17 protein-coding genes are annotated in these 16486 nt (G+C 66.3%); 9 read left to right on the top strand and 8 right to left on the bottom strand.

Features of this window, described 5'->3' with window-relative positions; all coding sequences use genetic code 11:
• Both WBB07_RS01510 and WBB07_RS01515 read right to left on the bottom strand, forming a co-directional pair.
• On the bottom strand, positions 1-418 hold a 418-nt coding region (locus tag WBB07_RS01510; protein WP_526304060.1), incomplete at its 3' end, for a peptidoglycan endopeptidase.
• 152 nt (positions 419-570) lie between these two features.
• Positions 571-1128 (bottom strand): TetR/AcrR family transcriptional regulator, encoded by a 558-nt coding sequence (locus WBB07_RS01515; RefSeq protein ID WP_526304062.1) that lies wholly within the window; start codon positions 1126-1128, stop codon positions 571-573.
• Between the two features lie 293 nt (positions 1129-1421).
• On the opposite strand from WBB07_RS01515, the gene WBB07_RS01520 reads away from it, so the two are divergent.
• The 3 genes from WBB07_RS01520 (at position 1422) to WBB07_RS01530 (ending at position 3479) form a co-directional block, all read left to right on the top strand.
• A complete protein-coding gene (locus tag WBB07_RS01520; protein WP_526304064.1) occupies positions 1422-1805 on the top strand; it encodes an STAS domain-containing protein in 384 nt (127 codons plus the stop codon).
• Between the two features lie 33 nt (positions 1806-1838).
• The gene (locus WBB07_RS01525) at positions 1839-2315 is read left to right on the top strand and encodes an ATP-binding protein (protein ID WP_526304066.1); all 477 of its coding nucleotides are present in this window, start codon (positions 1839-1841) and stop codon (positions 2313-2315) included.
• Between the two features lie 315 nt (positions 2316-2630).
• The gene (locus WBB07_RS01530; RefSeq protein ID WP_526304068.1) at positions 2631-3479 is read left to right on the top strand and encodes an aldo/keto reductase; all 849 of its coding nucleotides are present in this window, start codon (positions 2631-2633) and stop codon (positions 3477-3479) included.
• Between the two features lie 6 nt (positions 3480-3485).
• Here the strand turns inward: WBB07_RS01530 and WBB07_RS01535 are convergent, their stop codons facing one another.
• The gene (locus tag WBB07_RS01535; RefSeq protein WP_526304070.1) at positions 3486-4058 is read right to left on the bottom strand and encodes a winged helix-turn-helix domain-containing protein; all 573 of its coding nucleotides are present in this window, start codon (positions 4056-4058) and stop codon (positions 3486-3488) included.
• 65 nt (positions 4059-4123) lie between these two features.
• Positions 4124-4897 carry a MetQ/NlpA family ABC transporter substrate-binding protein gene (locus WBB07_RS01540; RefSeq protein WP_526304072.1) on the bottom strand — a complete coding sequence of 258 codons (774 nt, stop codon included), beginning with the start codon at positions 4895-4897 and terminating at the stop codon, positions 4124-4126.
• 151 nt (positions 4898-5048) lie between these two features.
• Between WBB07_RS01540 and WBB07_RS01545 the strand changes: the two genes are divergently transcribed.
• The 4 genes from WBB07_RS01545 to WBB07_RS01560 are packed head-to-tail and all read left to right on the top strand — an operon-like array spanning position 5049 to position 10073.
• Positions 5049-6497, top strand: coding sequence for an amino acid permease (locus tag WBB07_RS01545; protein WP_526304090.1), 1449 nt, complete (start codon positions 5049-5051; stop codon positions 6495-6497).
• A 26-nt stretch (positions 6498-6523) separates the two neighbouring features.
• Complete coding sequence (locus WBB07_RS01550) at positions 6524-7843, top strand: glutamine synthetase family protein (protein ID WP_526304074.1); 1320 nt, start codon at positions 6524-6526, stop codon at positions 7841-7843.
• Complete coding sequence (locus WBB07_RS01555) at positions 7840-8859, top strand: LLM class flavin-dependent oxidoreductase (protein ID WP_526304076.1); 1020 nt, start codon at positions 7840-7842, stop codon at positions 8857-8859. The genes WBB07_RS01550 and WBB07_RS01555 overlap by 4 nt, the downstream gene beginning before the upstream one ends.
• 14 nt (positions 8860-8873) lie before the next feature.
• The gene (locus WBB07_RS01560; protein ID WP_526304078.1) at positions 8874-10073 is read left to right on the top strand and encodes an acyl-CoA dehydrogenase family protein; all 1200 of its coding nucleotides are present in this window, start codon (positions 8874-8876) and stop codon (positions 10071-10073) included.
• Here WBB07_RS01560 and WBB07_RS01565 read toward each other — a convergent pair.
• Genes WBB07_RS01565 through rpe form a run of 4 tightly spaced genes read right to left on the bottom strand, consistent with a single transcriptional unit; the run spans position 10064 to position 14478 of the window.
• On the bottom strand, positions 10064-10792 hold the full coding sequence (locus tag WBB07_RS01565; protein ID WP_526304080.1) for an HAD-IA family hydrolase: 729 nt from the start codon (positions 10790-10792) through the stop codon (positions 10064-10066). The two genes, WBB07_RS01560 and WBB07_RS01565, sit on opposite strands and share 10 nt — an antisense overlap.
• A gap of 12 nt (positions 10793-10804) precedes the next feature.
• Positions 10805-11749: a phosphoribulokinase gene (locus WBB07_RS01570; RefSeq protein WP_526304082.1), complete on the bottom strand. Its 945-nt coding sequence runs from the start codon at positions 11747-11749 to the stop codon at positions 10805-10807.
• Between the two features lie 15 nt (positions 11750-11764).
• A complete protein-coding gene (tkt, locus tag WBB07_RS01575; protein WP_526304084.1) occupies positions 11765-13795 on the bottom strand; it encodes a transketolase in 2031 nt (676 codons plus the stop codon).
• On the bottom strand, positions 13792-14478 hold the full coding sequence (gene rpe, locus WBB07_RS01580) for a ribulose-phosphate 3-epimerase (RefSeq protein WP_526304086.1): 687 nt from the start codon (positions 14476-14478) through the stop codon (positions 13792-13794). The genes tkt and rpe overlap by 4 nt, the downstream gene beginning before the upstream one ends.
• A gap of 137 nt (positions 14479-14615) precedes the next feature.
• On the opposite strand from rpe, the gene WBB07_RS01585 reads away from it, so the two are divergent.
• Both WBB07_RS01585 and WBB07_RS01590 read left to right on the top strand, forming a co-directional pair.
• Positions 14616-15290 (top strand): response regulator transcription factor, encoded by a 675-nt coding sequence (locus tag WBB07_RS01585; RefSeq protein ID WP_526304088.1) that lies wholly within the window; start codon positions 14616-14618, stop codon positions 15288-15290.
• Between the two features lie 2 nt (positions 15291-15292).
• Positions 15293-16486: GAF domain-containing sensor histidine kinase (locus WBB07_RS01590; protein ID WP_526304092.1), on the top strand; the 1194-nt coding region annotated here is incomplete at its 3' end.

Genomic DNA, 16486 nt, shown 5'->3' on the forward strand with positions numbered 1-16486 from the left:
GTGCCGGCGGTGCTGGTGGCGGAGGGCTGGCGTCGACCGGGGGTGCGGCGGGCATCGGGAGATACATGTGGTTGGTGAACTGCGGCTGATAGGCGCCGCCGCCACCGATCTTGACGCCGCCACCCTCGCCGCTGGAGACCGCGGTGCCGTCGGGCAGCGTCACCGCGGTGTGGCCGCGGTTCCAGCCGATCACCAGGGCATCGGGCGCGGTGCCGTACTTGAAGCCACGCGCCAGTAGCGCCTGCTCCTCGTTGCCGGTGCTGAAACGGTTTCCGAATGCGGGCTGGCCGGTGGCCACGTTGGACACCCAGGACGCCAGCCCCGAGCAGTCGGTGCCGGATGCGGTGTCTCCGCCGGTGACGTACGGAGTTCCGGAAACTTGGTTGACCAATGTCAACAATGTCGCGAGAACAAACATGCGCCGGAACGTTAACAACACGTTTCGGGCGTAACCAAAATCTGTGTCACCTCTCACTATTTGCTGGTGAGATGACCCGGCCGACACTATTTTGTGTTTGCCCAGTTCGAAGCCTGCCGGTGGGACGCGTCAATCGCCGCGCCGAGGCCGGCTCAGTCGGCCAGCGGTTTGAGCCCGACGGCGTGGCGCAACTGGGCCAGGAACTCGTCATCGTCGTCACTGCGCACCATGTAGTGACAGATGGCAACGCGGGTCGCGGTCGCCGCGGCGACCGCTGCCCGTGACGGCGGCAGGAGCAGCTCCAGCCGCGCGCGCATGATCGGGATGACGGAGCCCATTCTCCAGATGACGTGGCCCGGCTCGATGTCGATCATCCGCACCCCGGAGTAGGACCGCTGGTATTCGACGATGAACCGGAGCGCGGCATCGAGCCGTTCGGTGCCGCGCAGTCCTGCGGTCACCTCGGCGATGCCCTCTTCGAAGCGCTTGTGTTCCCACAGCCCGAACGCGTCCAGCAGGTCCTCTTTGGAGGCGAACCAGCGGTAGAGGGTGGGCCGGGACACTCCGGCCTGCAGTGCTACCTCGGACAGGCTCAGCTTGGTCATTCCGTTACGCGCGAGCACCTCGGCGGTGGCCGCAAGGATCCGGTCGCTGGTGGTCGGGTCCGCGTTGGGATCCGAGGAGGCCAGCTCCTGCTGTTGTGGTGCCACACCAAAATGGTAGTCGGGCGGCTCGTCACACCCCATCTGGCCTGGGTGGGTCCCCGGGCGTCACTTGCCACGGCGGCTGGGCCAGGGACCCTCGGGAGCGTCCGCCGCCGGCCGCGGTGCTTCGCTGTCGGCCTCCGACACGTGGTGCTCAGGCCGGTAGGAGGGGCGCGACCGGGAGGGTCTGAGATAACCTAGCCGCAGTGCAAACACGTCCTTGCCGGGTTCAGACCGCAGCCTTGCGAGCCACACGAGCTTCCGGCAGGACCGGCGCCGTGCAAACAGTGAGGTGAACCTTGTCCGAACAGCCAAAGCTCGACAACGAATCCACGGGATCGGTGACCTGCGTCATCGGTGAAGAGTGGGTCGGCCGAGTCGCGGTGCTGTCCGTGTCCGGGGTGGTCGACATGTTGACGGCGCCGCAGCTCGAAGAGGCCATCGGTGCCGCGGTAGGCAAGACACCGGCTGCGCTGATAGTCGACCTGACCGATGTCGAATTCCTGGCCTCGGCCGGCATGGGGGTGCTGGTGGGCGCCCACGACCAGTTGCCGGCGGAAGTCAAGTTCGCTGTCGTCGCGGACGGTCCGGTGACCAGTCGGCCGCTCAAACTCGTAGGGATCGCCGACATCGTCGACCTGTTCCAAACCAGGGACGAGGCGCTCGCCAAAATCGATGCGTGAGGAACGCAGGAATCGGGTAGCCCCCCCTTTGCCATGACCGAGCACAACAGCACCGCGACCTCAGACACGGAGGGTTTTGTGCGCGCTGGAGTGGTCGCGAACCCGCTGAATGTAGCCAGGCTTCGGGACGAATTGGATCGGTGGCTCCGGCTCCGCCTTGCGATGGAGTCCGCGCGTTTCAACGATGTGGTTTTGGCGGTCAACGAGGCGTTGGCCAACGTTGCCGAATTCGCCTACCGCAATGCAGCTCAGGCCGGCACCGTCGACATCCGCGCCGATCACGACCGGGCGACATCCATCCTGACCGTCACGGTCATCGACCTCGGCTGCTGGCGCGACTCGACCGAACGCGAGCCCAAACGCACCCGAGGCCGGGGCATCCCGCTCATGGAAGCGCTGTCCGACGAAGTCCTGATCGACGCCACCGACCACGGCACCACAGTGTCCATGCGTTTTGGCAATGTGTCGGTCGCCGGGGCTCGCCATGGTGACGAAGTGCCCACAGTCTGACTGCGAACAAGTTGGGACGGTGCCGGCGTGCGCCTCTCGGCAAGTGGTCGCTCGAGGCGACTGAGGTGTGGTACCCGGGGCATGCTCGGCACCGTCGATATCCATCAACGGCCGGGGGGCGCTCAGAATTCCCGTCCCGTCGGCGGTGAGCCGCCGGGAAGACATACCGCCGCTGTGACGTACACCGGGGTAGCGTTGATTGCGCGCGCCAGGGGGAATTCGTGACGGCGTACCCGTCGGGCGCAATCGATCCGAAAACGCTTTCCGACGAGATGTTCTACCGAGAGACGTGACGATCATGTGGAGGTCAAGGAAATGAGCACGGTGCCCACAATCACGCTGAACGATGACACGACGATCCCACAACTGGGATTTGGTGTGTTCCAGATTCCGCCTGAGGACACCGCGGCGGCGGTGAAGACCGCCCTGGACATCGGGTATCGGCACATCGACACCGCGGAGATGTATCGCAACGAAAAAGGTGTCGGCGAGGGGATCCGCGCCGCAGGGCTGCCGCGTGGTGATGTCTACATCACCAGCAAGCTGAACAACGGATTCCACCGGCCCGATGACGCACGGCGCGCCTTCGATGACACGCTCAGCGCGCTCGGGTACGACTACGTGGATCTGTTCCTGATCCACTGGCCGCTGCCCACGCGCTATGACGGAGACTTCGTCTCGACATGGAATGTGTTGGAGGAGTTCGTCAGAGACGGCCGCGCCCGGAGCATCGGGGTGTCGAACTTCCAGCCGTCGCACCTCGACAAGCTGGCTGCCGGGTCGGACACCGTGCCCGCGGTCAACCAGATCGAAGTACATCCGTACCTCACCAACGATGACGTCCGTGCTTACGGGCAGCAACACGGCATCATCACCGAAGCCTGGTCCCCGATCGCTCAGGGCAAGGTCCTCGATGATGAGGCGATCACCAGGATCGCCGAAGCCACGGGCAAGACACCGGCGCAGGTGGTACTGCGCTGGCACATTCAGCGCGGCGATGTGGTGTTCCCCAAGTCGGTCACTCCGGCCCGCATGCAGGAGAACTTCGAGATCTTCGACTTCGAGCTCGACGGTGACCAGCTGGCCGCCATCTCGAGTCTCGACCAGGGTGAGGCCGGTCGCACCGGGCCCAATCCGGACACGTTCGACTACATCCCCGACTGAGGACTGTCAGCCGACATCCGCAACGTGAGATGGTCTGTGAGTCAGCATGATTCGCGCATCTTGGGCGTCGAAACGGTATCCGCGGCCACGGACGGTCACCACCAACCGTCCGTGGCCGCCGAGCTTGGATCTAAGTCGCTGAACGTGGGTGTCCACGGTCCGTTCGGACACGGTGCACACGGTGTGCGGGCCATCCAGATCACCCCACACGTTCTGCATGAGCTCGGCTCGCGACACCGTCTGTGCGCCACTCGAGGCCAGGTAGCGCAGCAGCTCGAACTCGCGATAGGTCAGCCTGATCGGCGCCCCGTCGACAGTGACCGTGCGGTGCGGGATGTCGACGACCAGCCCCTGGGTCGTGACCGGCTCGGGATCGCTTGGGGCCGTGCTGGACTCGACAGGAACGAGAAACGCTTTGTGTGCCACGACACCGGGCAGCAGCCTGGTCATCATCGTGCCGAACTCGTCGGCGAGCTCGGTGGCCCGCCTCGACAGACTCGGCGGTTCCACGGGTACCTCGAGTGCCACCGTGACACGCACGGTGGTGCCGGTAACCGGCGGGCCGACAGCCTGGTACACCCGGTGAGTGTGACCTGGCCCGCGCAGGTCCGCAACGATTTTGCTCCCGGTGAGCGCAATACCTTTCAGAAAGCCGGCGTCACCTGGCCGCGGTAGGCCGTCAGCAGGAACGTCCGCACCCGGTCGCCGGCCAACTCTGTGGCCAACGCGCGAATTCGGGGGTCGGTGCGCAGCTCGTCACGAGTCACCAGGTACTCGGCGTATGCCGGATCACGGTCGCAGTACAGCGCCTCACCGGAGTCGACACCGGTGTCGAGCCCCAGCGCCATAGCCTGATTGCCGAACAGGAACGCCAGATCGAAGTCGTTCCGGATGCCGCCCAGCAGCCAGCTGTTGACCTCCTTGAGGATCAGCTCCCGCGGATTGGAACGGATGTCGGTCAGAGTTCGGGGGGATACGCCCGACGGGCAGTCCAATAGTCCCAGCCTGTGTAGCAGCCCGAGTGCTCTATCGATGTTCACCACGTCGGCGGGTAACGCCACCTCGGCGAATTCCGGGATGTCGGCGGCATTGCCGATACCGCTGCCGGGCCGGGCATACAGACCGAAGGGCTCGATGTGCACCGGTGTCACGGCCCGCAGCGTCGCCCCGGTGCGCCGGTTGAAGTGTTCCAGAAACGGTAGGTACTGAAAGAAGTTCGCCTGCAGGAAGCCGGTGACCAGCAAATCGTTGGGTGCGTCGAAGGACTCGAAGATCTTGATCTGGAGATCGACACCCTGCTCGGCCAGTGCCGGGCGGACGAAATCCAGCACCTCGGCATGTGGCACGGGGGTGGCGCCGACCCGTAGCGGCTGCCGGCCGCGTGACCCGATCGAGCGCAGGGAGCTTCCACACCGCATGTCGGCACCCTACCGAACTCGCTCAGCTGTATCAGACTGTGTCCGACTGTGTCGGAATAGAACTCACGCTGAACGCAGAGGTGTTCGAAGGCGGCCGAGGATTTCTATCGTGCTGACAACTCACTTCACCGACCCCGAAGGGCGGACACCGATGTCGGAGACCACAGCGCCAGCACACGGCGGCGGCGCAGCAACAGCGCCGCCGGACCGCGGCACACGTCGACTGCATGGCGACCTCGGTGTCGCCTCGATCGTGTTCATGGTCGTCGCCGCGGCCGCACCGCTCGGTGTCATCGGCGGTGTGGTGCCGTTGGGGCTGGCCGGCGGTAACGGTGCCGGATTTCCGGCGACCTTCGTCGCGGCGACGCTGATCCTGCTGCTGTTTGCCGTGGGCTTCACCGCACTGACACCGTTTGTCGAAGAGGCCGGCGCGTTCTTCTCCTATGTTCGCCAGTCCCTGGGCTTCCCGGTGGGCATCGGTGTGGCCTTCGTGGCGTTGCTCAGTTATGTGGCCCTCGAAGCGGGAGTGTATGGCCTGCTCGGGCCGGCCGGTGTGGTGATCGTCGAACTCTTCGGCGGACCCAGCCTGCCATGGTGGCTGTTCGCAGCCCTCGGGTTTGTCCTGACCACCTACCTCGGCTATCGCAACATCAATCTGTCCAGCAAGGTACTGGGGATTCTGCTGAGCGCCGAGATCGCCATCGTGGTGGTACTCGATCTGGTAATCGTGGCGCAGGGCGGTGATCACGGGCTCTCGACCGGCATCGTCGACCCGTCCGCGGTGTTCTCGGGCTCACTCGGCATCGGGCTGTTGTTCGCGTTGATCAGCTTTGTGGGATTCGAGGCGACGGCGATCTACCGCGACGAGGCCCGCAACCCCGAACGCACCATCCCCCGTGCCACCTATGTCGCGCTGATCCTGATCGGGGCGTTCTACGCGATCACCAGCTGGGCGTTGATCTCCGGATGGGGAGACGACCAGGCCGTCGCCCGGGCCACTGACTCCGGAGGCAGTTTCCTGGCCGACACCGCGCAACGCTACATCGGCCTCGTCGGCACCGACATCATCACCGTGCTCTACTTCACCAGTTTGTTCGCCTGCATCCTGGCATTCCACAATGTGGCCTCACGCTACGTGTTCGCGCTGGCGCAGCGTGACGTGTTGCCGGAATCGTTGAGCCTTGCGCATTCTCGGCATGGTTCACCTCATCTGGCGTCACTGGGGATCTCCGCAGTCGTCGCCGTCAGCGTGCTGTTGGCCGTGCTCTTCGACCTCGATCCGGCCACCGAGTTCTACACGTGGTTCGCCGGCACCACCACGGTGGGATTTGTGGTGCTGCTGATCGCGACCAGCGTCGCAGTCCTGGTCTTCTTCGCCAAGGACCGGCGCGGGCACTCCCCGTGGCGGGTGTGGTTTGCCCCGGCTCTCGGCCTGATCGGTCTTGCGACATCCTTGGTGCTGATCTTGGTGAACCTGTCGGATCTGGTCGGAGGATCCACGGTGCTGGCCTGGGTGATCATCGGATTGCTGGTCGCCGCGTTTGTCGGTGGCGTGGCCGCCGGGAACCGGGTGGCAGCGAAGTCGGGGGCGTCCTCGTGACCCGGACCTCGGAAAGCGCTGCAGCCGTGTCAGACTCGGCAGCAACACAGGAGCTGCTGCGCGGCCTCGATGACGGTTCGCTGACCGAGATCGAGGTGGCCTGGAGCGATCCGTTCGGACATGCGCAGGGCAAGCGCATCCCGGCCGCGCAGTTCCTGGGCCGCGCCCAAGGTATCGGCTTCGCGTTCTGCGAGGCGTCATTGGGCTGGAACACCGACGCCACCGTGATCGACTCGCTGGAGCTCACGAACTGGGCCGGGGGATACCCGGATGTGTATGCGGTACCCGACTTTTCGACCTTCACCCCGTTACCCTGGCGGCCGGGTGTCGGTCACGTCATCTCCGATATCGTCACCCATCACCGCACGCCGTCACAGCTGGATCCACGCGCGGTGCTGCGACGTGTGCTGTCTCGGCTGGAATCGGTGGGATACACCGCAAAGATCGGAGTCGAGTACGAGTTCTACCTGCTGGAGCCCGACGGATCACCGTTTCAGCACGACATCCACGCCTACTCGCTGGAAAACGCCAACAAACTGGATCCGTTGATCACAGATCTGTACGAAACACTGGGCGCCTTCACCAGATTGGAGGGTATCCAGACCGAATACGGTCCGGGCCAGGTCGAGACCAACCTGGTGTACACCGATGCGCTGGCCGCAGCTGACGACAGCGCCCGACTCAAGTACGCCTCCAAAGAGGTCGCGCGAAAGCACGGCAAGCTGGCCTCCTTCATGCCCAAGCCGTTCTCCGAGCATTCGGGCAGCTCGTCCCACCTGCACATTTCGCTGTGGCGGGGAGATACCCCGGCATTCGAGCCGGTGGCAGGCTCCGAGAGTGACACGGCGCTGTACGCGATCGCCGGGCTTCTCGAACACCTGCCTTCGATCACCCTTTTCGGGGCTCACTCGGTCAACGCCTATCGCCGCTACGCGCCCGACACCTTCGCCCCGGACACGGTGAACTGGAGCCGCGACAATCGCAGCGCCGCAGTGCGATCGCTCATCGAACCGGCTCCCGGCGCGAGCCGGATCGAATTACGCACCGGTGCATCCGACGCCAACCCCTACTGGCTGGTGGCCTCCGCGCTGGCCGCGGTGGTGGCCGGCCTCGAAGCCGGGCGCCTGCCGGCAGAGGCAGCGTCGGGAAACCTGTACGGTGTCGGTGCATCGCTGCCGGACTCACTGGGAACCGCACTGGCCCTGGCAACCCAGGACGACACCATCGCCGAGATCCTCGGCGCCGAATCGGTCGCCGATTTCGCCACCCTGGCCCGTAGTGAGTGGCAGCAGTACATCGGGCACGTCAGTGACTGGGAACGGCAACGCTACCTGGCCAATTCGTGACGCGACCCCGGTTCGGGGTATGGGCTCCGGTCTATGGCAACCACGGAGCGCGGTGGCATCCGCAAGATCCGCCCGACGCGAGCTACCGGCGGAATCGCGCGCTGCTGCTGCGCGCCGAGCAGGCCGGTTTCGACGCCACGCTGGTAGCACAACACGTGCTGCACCCGAGCAACGTCGAGGACCAGGTCCTGGAAACCTGGTCGACTCTGGCGGCACTGGCCGAGGCGACCAGCAGGATCGAGCTGATCGGCGCGGTCAAGCCGGCATTGCTGAACCCGCTGGTCTTCGCCAAGCTGGCGGGCAACATCGCCGACATCTCGGTGGGCCGGTTGTCGATCAACGTGGTCTCCGGATGGTTCCTGCCGGAGCTGGAAGCCCTGGGCAGCACCCTTCTCGACCACAACGACCGCTACTCCTACACCCGGATCTGGTTGGAGACCGTGACGGCCCTGTGGTCGGGAGAAGTGGTCCATTCGGCGGCCCATCCCACCGGACAGGGTGCGTTGTGCCGGCCGGTACCTGCGGTAGTGCCGCCGGTGTACCTGGGTGGAGAGTCCGAACCGGCGCGGGCGCTGGCAGCTGCGCAGGCCGATGTCTTTTTCATCAATGGCAGACCGCTGGCCGATACGGTGGCGGTGATCGACGATCTGCGCAGCCGGCCGCGGACCGGGGACCCGTTGCGCTTCGGATTGTCGGCTTTTGTTGTTGCCCGCGATACCGAGGACGCTGCGCGAGCCGAGGTCGCCCGGCTACAGGCCTTGGTGGATGCCGAGCAACGACCGGAGATCTCCACCGGCACCGACCCGAAAACCGAGATGTACAAGGTGCTTTCCGGTAGTAGCCGAGTGGGTTCCAACGGTGGCACCTTGGCCGGCTTGGTCGGCAGCTATCACCAGGTGGCCGAGCGGATCGCCGCATTCCATGAGGCGGGCATCGAGTTGTTCATGCTGCAGTTCCAGCCGCTGGAAGCCGAACTGGAGCGCTTCGCCGAGCACGTCATTCCCCGATTCCACTGAAACCAGGAGAAACAATGAGCGTCACAGCAGTCCCGTTGATCGGTGTCGAGCAGCGCTTGGAACAGCTCGACGCGATCGTCGCCGATCTCCGCCTCGAAGACGCTGTCGCCGAGCGGGACCGGGTGCTGCAGTACGACGCGGTGGAACGGTTGCGGCAAGCGGGAATCCTTGCCCTGCGGGTTCCCGTCCGGTACGGCGGACCCGGGGCGGGGGTGCGCGACGTCCTCGCTGCGGTGATCCGGATCGGTTCCGGCAGTTCCAATGTCGCCCAGGCGCTTCGGGCTCACTTCGGCTTCTCGGAACGGCTGCTGAGCAACCGGGCCACCGAGGCCGAACGCCAGGTGTGGTTTCCGAAGATCGCCGCGGGGCTGGTCGTGGGTAACGCGATCACCGACGCGCGGGGCAAGGCTCCGGGCAGTGCCGACACCACGGTGCTCGCCGACGCCGACGGGTTGTTGCGGCTCAACGGCCACAAGTTCTACTCGACGGGCTCGCTGTACGCCGATGTGATCGCGGTGTCCGCAGTGGATGCCCGCGGACGCGACCTCCAGGCGATCGTTCCCACCGACCGTGAGGGGGTCGAGGTCTCCGACGACTGGGATGGTTTCGGACAACGGACCACCGCCAGCGGAAGCACCCGGTTCACCGATGTTGTGGTCGAGCCCGCCGAAGTCACCACCGTCTCCGACGGGCAACACCTCGGCCACAGCACCACGTTCCTGCAGTTGTACCTGGCAGCGGTGGCAGCTGGGATTGCCGCAGCCGTCCGTACTGACGCCGTCGACTATGTACGTCACCGAGCTCGCCCGGCGGCACACTCGGTGGCCGACACCGCGGCCGCCGATCCCTTTGTGTTGCGGGCTGTCGGGGAGATCGCCGCCTCGGCCGCGGCGGCCGAATCCGTGGTGCTGTCGGCGGCCGAACGTCTGGATGCGCTTGTCGACGGGGGAGACACCGCCGATCCCGATGTGTTGTCCCGGGTGGCGGTCGCCGTGGCCGAAGCCCAACTGGTGGCGGAGCGGTTGACGCTGAGTGCGGCCGAGCGGCTCTTCGACACCGGAGGTGCCTCCGCGACCGCCCGGGCGTTGAACCTGGATCGGCATTGGCGCAACATCCGGACCCTGGCGACTCACAGCCCACTGGATTACAAGGCTTATGTGGCAGGTGATCACGCTGTCAACGGAACAGCACCCCCGGCCAACGGCTACTTCTGAGAGCGCTCGCGCCACCACCGCGCATGAGCCTGCCTGCATCCCGATGCGCGTAACGACTGCTCGTCGCGCGGACCCACCGAGAAGCCGTCGCGCACTGCGGCGGCCCCGGTGAAGTCCTGCCCGGCGGTGTACTCGGTGCGCACGACGACGGTGGCCACCCCGGCTGCCAGAGCTGCCTGCAGGCCGACCGCGGAATCCTCGACAGCCAGCGCGTTGGGCGCCGCCACACCGAGCTCCCGCAGCGCGCGCTGATATACCTCGGCGTCGGGTTTGAGTCGTGTCACATCGTCGCCGGTCACCGTCACCTCCACCGCGTCGGTGCCCAGGAGTGCGGCAAGCAGTGGGTCGACCCAGGCGCGTCGTCCGGTGGTCGCGACCGCGATCCGGATGCCGGCCGTCCGCAGGTCGTCGACCAACTCGGGGAGCCCGGGCCGTGCGCAGACGGCGCCGTCGAGGATCCGCTCCCGGAACAACTCGGTCTTGGTGCGGTGGATCTCGTCCGAAAGGCGCAGCGCGCCATCACCGTAACCCCGGACCGCCAGGTACTGCGCGATCCGTCGCTGTCCGCCGGTGACGGCCAGCAGTCGGCCGTATTCCTCCGGGGACCAGACGATATCCAGTCCGTGCGCGGCAAAAGCCGCGTTGAACGCCGGGCGATGTCCGTCACACTCGGTGTCGGCGATCGTTCCGTCGACATCGAAGATCACAGCCTCCAGCATGGGTGCCGTCCCTCAGCGAAAGCACTGGAACAGATGGAACAGCAAGAGCATCTGGGTGACGGCCAGCGGTGTGCTCCGAACGCCCGCTCCGAGCCGGCCCAAGGCTTGCGGAGTGTCGGAGCCGTCGTCGGTGAAGGCATGCCACAGCATCTTCTCCAACCGGGCGCTTTCCTGCTCCCCGGCATAGCCGTGGATGTGCACACTGTCGACGGGGCGGCCGTCGTTGTCGTGGGCCAGCCGCATGTGCATGGTGCGGGTGAGACCCGACGGCAGGATCTCGGTGAGGTCGGGCTGCTGGATGGTCGAACGCAGCAGCATGGTGGCTGACATCGGGGTATCCGGAGGGTCATCACGGCCTTCGATCGGGGCGAACCGCACGACGACGTCGGCGTGGGATTGCTGCGGACGGATGTAGGCGGCGGACTCGGCTGCCCGAGAGCTGAGTTCAGCCCGCACCTGCTCATACGAATAGTTTCGAGTTGTGGTGTCGCGTTGGATCTTCCAGCTCTCGCGCACATGTTCGGCCGGATCCAGGAACACCGTGATGTCGAAACAGGCGCGGGCCAGCTTGTTGTGCAGGGGCAACAAGCCCTCGACGATGACAAAGTCCCGGGGTTCGACAAGCTCGGGCCGGGTCAGCCGGCCGCTGGCGTGGTCGTAGACGGGTTTGAGGATGGGTTGACCGGTGGCCAGCAGTTGCAGGTGCTGGCCCAATATCTCCAGGTAGTTGCAGTCGGGATGCAACACCGTGAACGGCTTTGCGGCGCGTTCTTCCCGGTCGAACCGGTGATAGTCGTCGGTGGAGATCGACACACACCGTTGCGGCCCCAGCACTTCGACAAGCCCCGAGGCCACGGTGGTTTTCCCGGAGGCACTGTCTCCGGCGATCGCCAGGATCACCGGCCGTCGCCGTGCGGTACGAGTGGCACCGCGGAACCGGATCAGCTTGTCGGGCATCGGATCACCGCGACTCTATCGACGCCGGCCGAGGTTGTGTAGCGCTGCGTCGACAACGGCGGTGGTGGTCAGTCCGAGCTCCGCGGCCACCTGGGCACCCGGCCCGCTCGCGCCGAATCGGTCGATACCGATCACCGAGTCGCCGGGCCTGGCCAATGCTCGCCAGCCGATCGTCACCCCGGCCTCGATCCACACCATCGGAACCGCCGGCAGGTCGTGTGCACCGGTTTGCACCGCATCGTCGAGGCGGTCGCGCCACGGCACCGACACCACGTCGGCGGCAATGTCATGGGCGACGAGCTCGTCGGCGGCATCCAGTGCCAACGCGACCTCCGAACCGCTTGCGGCCAGCACCACGTCGGCGCGTCGATCGCCGGCTCGCACGGTGCGGGCGCCGACCCGGCCGATGTCACCGAGTCCGGCAGCGCCGAGAGCCGGCAGATCCTGTCGGGACAGCACCAGGGCAGTGGGACCGTCGAGATTGGCAGCCGCCAACTGCCAGGCCGTTGCGGTCTCGGCGGCGTCGGCCGGCCGCAACACGGTCAATCCCGGTATCAGCCGCAAGGATTCGATGTGTTCGATCGGCTGGTGGGTGGGGCCGTCCTCTCCGACATACACCGAGTCGTGGGTGAACACATAGATCACCGGCAGCTTCATCAGTGCCGAGAGGCGCAGCGCCGGCCGCAGGTAGTCGGCAAACACCAGGAACGTGCTGCCGAACGGGCGGAGACCGCCGTGGAGCGCGATCCCGTTCATCACCGCGGCCATGGCGTGCTCGCGGATGCCGAAGTGGATGGTGCGTCCGGCGTAGTCGCCGGGGCCGACGTCACCGCCGGGGATCGTGGTGTTGGTGGAGGCGGCGAGGTCGGCGGACCCTCCGACCAGACCCGGGTAGCCGGCAGCCAAGGTCGTCAAGGCCGCGCCGGATGCTTTGCGCGTAGCCATCTTCGGGCCGGACGCCAGCTCGTCCACCAGTGCGGCCAGCTCGTCCGGGCTGTCGAGCGCGGGCACGCCGGACAGCGGGAAATCAGCGGCGAGCGCGGGATTTTCGGCCTCCCAACGGTTGTGAGTGTCAGACCACCGGCGGTGTTCCTCGGCGCCCCGGGCGGCCACCACCGCGGCGGTTGCGCTCACGGCGACCGGCACATGGAAATGCTGATCGGGCCAGTCGAATCGGCGGCGCATCTCGGCGAGCGCATCCGGACCCAGGGGAGCGCCGTGAGCCTGTGGGGTGCCCGCCACCCCGGGGGCGCCGAAGCCGATCGTGGTGCGCACCCGCACCAAGGTCGGACGGCCGTCGGACTCGGCGGCGAGCCCCAACACCCGATCCAGTTCCGGAACATCGTTACCGTCGGCAACCGAGAGCACCCGCCACCCGTAGGCCGCGAACCGGGCCGCCACGTCATCGTTGCAGCTGCGAGTGGCCGGGCCGTCGATGGTGACGTTGTTGTCGTCGAAGAGCACCGTCAGCTTGTCGAGACCGAGTCGGCCGGCCAGCGACGCCGCTTCGTGGCTGATCCCTTCCATCAGGTCCCCGTCACCGGCCAGCACCCAGGTGCGGTGGTTCACCACAGTGTGGCCACCGATATTGCAGCGAGCGGCCAACATTCGCTCGGACAGTGCCATCCCCACGGCGTTGGCGATGCCCTGGCCCAGCGGACCCGTCGTCGTCTCCACGCCCGGGGTGTGACCGAATTCGGGGTGTCCGGGGGTGCGCGAGCCGAGCTGACGGAACCGGCGCAGCTCACTGGCGGGCAGGTCATAGCCGAACAGATGCAGCAGTGCGTACAGGAGCATGGAACCGTGACCGGCCGAGAGGACGAACCGGTCACGATCCGGCCAGTGCGGATCCGCCGGATCGTGACGCAGGTGCCGCGACCACAACGTCCAGGCGATGGCACTGGTACCCAGCGGCAGCCCGGGATGACCGCTGTTGGCCGCCTGCACACCGTCGGCGGCCAGAAAACGCAGGGTGGTGACGGCCAGCTGATCGAGATCATCGGAGTGCACGCCGATGGTGTCGGTGGCCTCAGGTGTTGTGGTCACTGCAGGACCAGCCTTTCGGTTGCGGCGTCACGGAGGGCGATGGTGCGTTGTGCCATGGTGTCGGAGCCGGTGAACAGCGCGGACCCGGCGCAGAACACGGTTGCGCCGGCGGCTGCGGCGCCGGAAATGGTGGAGGTGCTGATTCCGCCGTCGACTTCGAGTTCGATATCCAGTCCGCGGCAGTCGATCTCGGCGCGCGCGGCGGCGATCTTGGGTTCCATGCTCGCCAGGTAACGCTGGCCGCCGAAACCGGGGTTCACCGTCATCACCAGGAGGAGATCGGTGAGGTCGAGGACAGATTCGACGGCGGCAAGCGGGGTGGCGGGATTGAGCGCAACGCCGGCCCGGGCGCCGAGATCCCGGATGCGCCCCAGGGTGCGGTGCAGGTGCCGGCAGGCTTCGGCGTGCACGATCACGATCTCGCAGCCCGCCTCCACCCACCGCCCGAGCAGGGGATCCGGGTCGTCGACCATCAAGTGGGCCTCGAACCCGATGTCGACCAGATCGCGGGCGGCCGCGATTACGTCGGGACCGAACGTCAGATTCGGCACGAACCGGCCGTCCATCACATCCCACTGGATCCGGTCGATCCCGGCTGCCTCGATGGCTGTCACGTCACGGCCCAGATGGGCGAAGTCGGCGGGCAGCACCGAGGCCACCAGCGTCGGGGTCGAAGGCGTCATGGCCGAAGAATAGAAAGGGCGACGCAATGTTCTGCTCCCCGAGCCGGGGGAAATGGTGGGGGTAAATGGCGGGGCCCAAGAAGTACCCGCCGAAGATTTTGCGTGACGTGTTTTGGTGGCACCATTATCGTGAACCTATGACGGCGGCTGCAGTATCGACGATTCCCGTGCGGGTAGTTCTGGTTGATGATCACGAAATGGTGATCGAGGGGCTCAAGGCGATGCTCGCGGCTTTCAAGAATCGGGTTCGGGTGGTCGGTGACACCGTGGGGGCCGAGAATGCGCTTGCTGTCATCGACAGCCTCAAGCCGGACATCGTGTTGTGCGATGTCCGGATGCAGGGCGCCAGTGGGCTGGACCTGTGCCGCGCGATCCGGGAGCGCGACCCGGAGCGCAAGGTGATCCTGCTGTCGGTGTACGACGACGAGCAGTATCTGTTCCAGGCGCTGCGGGTCGGGGCGTCGGGATACCTGCTGAAAGGGATCAGCAGCGACGAACTGGTGCGTCAACTCGAGTACGTCCACGCCGGATCCACTGCCATCGACGCGGGTCTGGCCGCCCGGGCTGCCGATACCGCGGCTCGATTGCAGCGTGACGAGTTCTGGCCGGGAGCCCGCCACGGTCTGACCCAGCGGGAGAGCGAGATCTTGTCGTTTGTGGTCACCGGACTGTCGAACCGGGGCATAGCCAGCAAACTCGTGATCGGCGACGAGACGGTGAAGAGCCATTTGCGGTCCATCTATCGCAAGCTCGGTGTCAGTGACCGCACCGCAGCGGTGGCCACCGCCCTCCGAGAAGGGATCTACCAGTGACGGTGTCGGACGGATTGGCTGCGGATGTGGTCCACGGGCTGGTCGACGCGGATCGGGAGGTGGCCCTGCTGGTCGATATCGTCGCCGCCACCTCGAGCGGGCCGGGGGTGGAACCGTTGGCCGCGGCGGCGGCGCGGCTGATCACCTCAGCAACGGCCTCGGACATCTGTTTTGTGCACGTACTCGACGACACCGACCGGTCGCTGACCCTGGCAGGGGCAACACCGCCGTTCGACCAACAGGTCGGCAAGGTCCGGCTCCCGCTGGGGTCGGGTGTCTCCGGTTGGGTGGCCAGCCACCGGGAGCCGGTTGTCATCACCGACCACAAAGAGGACGACCCGCGGTATCTGCCGATTGAGGCATTGCGGGGAGCGGACTACACCTCGATGGCGTCGGTGCCGATCGAGACCGGGCCGGGAGGTCTGGTCGGTGTGCTCAACGTGCACACCGTGGCGCGCCGCGAGTTCAGCGATCGCGATATCGATCTGCTGCGGGTGATCGGCCGGTTGATTGCCGGCACACTGCATCAGGCCCGGCTGCACCGGCAGTTGTCCGCCCGCGAACGTGCCCACGAGAACTTTGCCGAGCAGGTGATTGCCGCGCAGGAGGCGGAGCGTCGCCGCTTGGCCGGCGATATCCACGACGGGATCTCCCAGCGACTGGTCAGCCTGACCTATCGGCTCGACGCGGCGGCGCGCGCGGTGGACGACCGCGAATCGGCGGAGGCCGCTGAACAGCTCGAGAAGGCCCGCGACCTGGTGGATCTGACGTTGGCGGAGGCGCGGTCGGCGATCAGCGGGTTGCGCCCGCCGGTGCTCGACGACCTCGGGCTGACCGGTGGTCTGGCCAGCTTGGCGTCGTCGATTCCGGAGATCGATCTGGACTTGGAGCTGGCCGAGGAACGTCTGCCCGAGCACCTCGAGGTGGCGTTGTATCGGATTGCGCAGGAGGGGTTGCAGAACGTCGTCAAGCATTCTCGGGCGATGCGGGCCGCGGTGCGGTTCACGGTCGCCGACGGGATGGCCCGGATCGAGGTGGCCGATGACGGCGTCGGATTCGATATGACGTCCGAGCGTGCCACCGGGGGCTACGGGATGTTGTCGATGACCGAGCGGGCGGAGTTGGTCGGCGGCCGGTTGACGGTGCGCTCACGCCCGGGCTCCGGCACCACGGTGACGGTGACGGTTCCGCTCGGC

The organism is Mycobacterium sp. (assembly GCF_049647605.1).
GTDB lineage: Bacteria > Actinomycetota > Actinomycetes > Mycobacteriales > Mycobacteriaceae > Mycobacterium.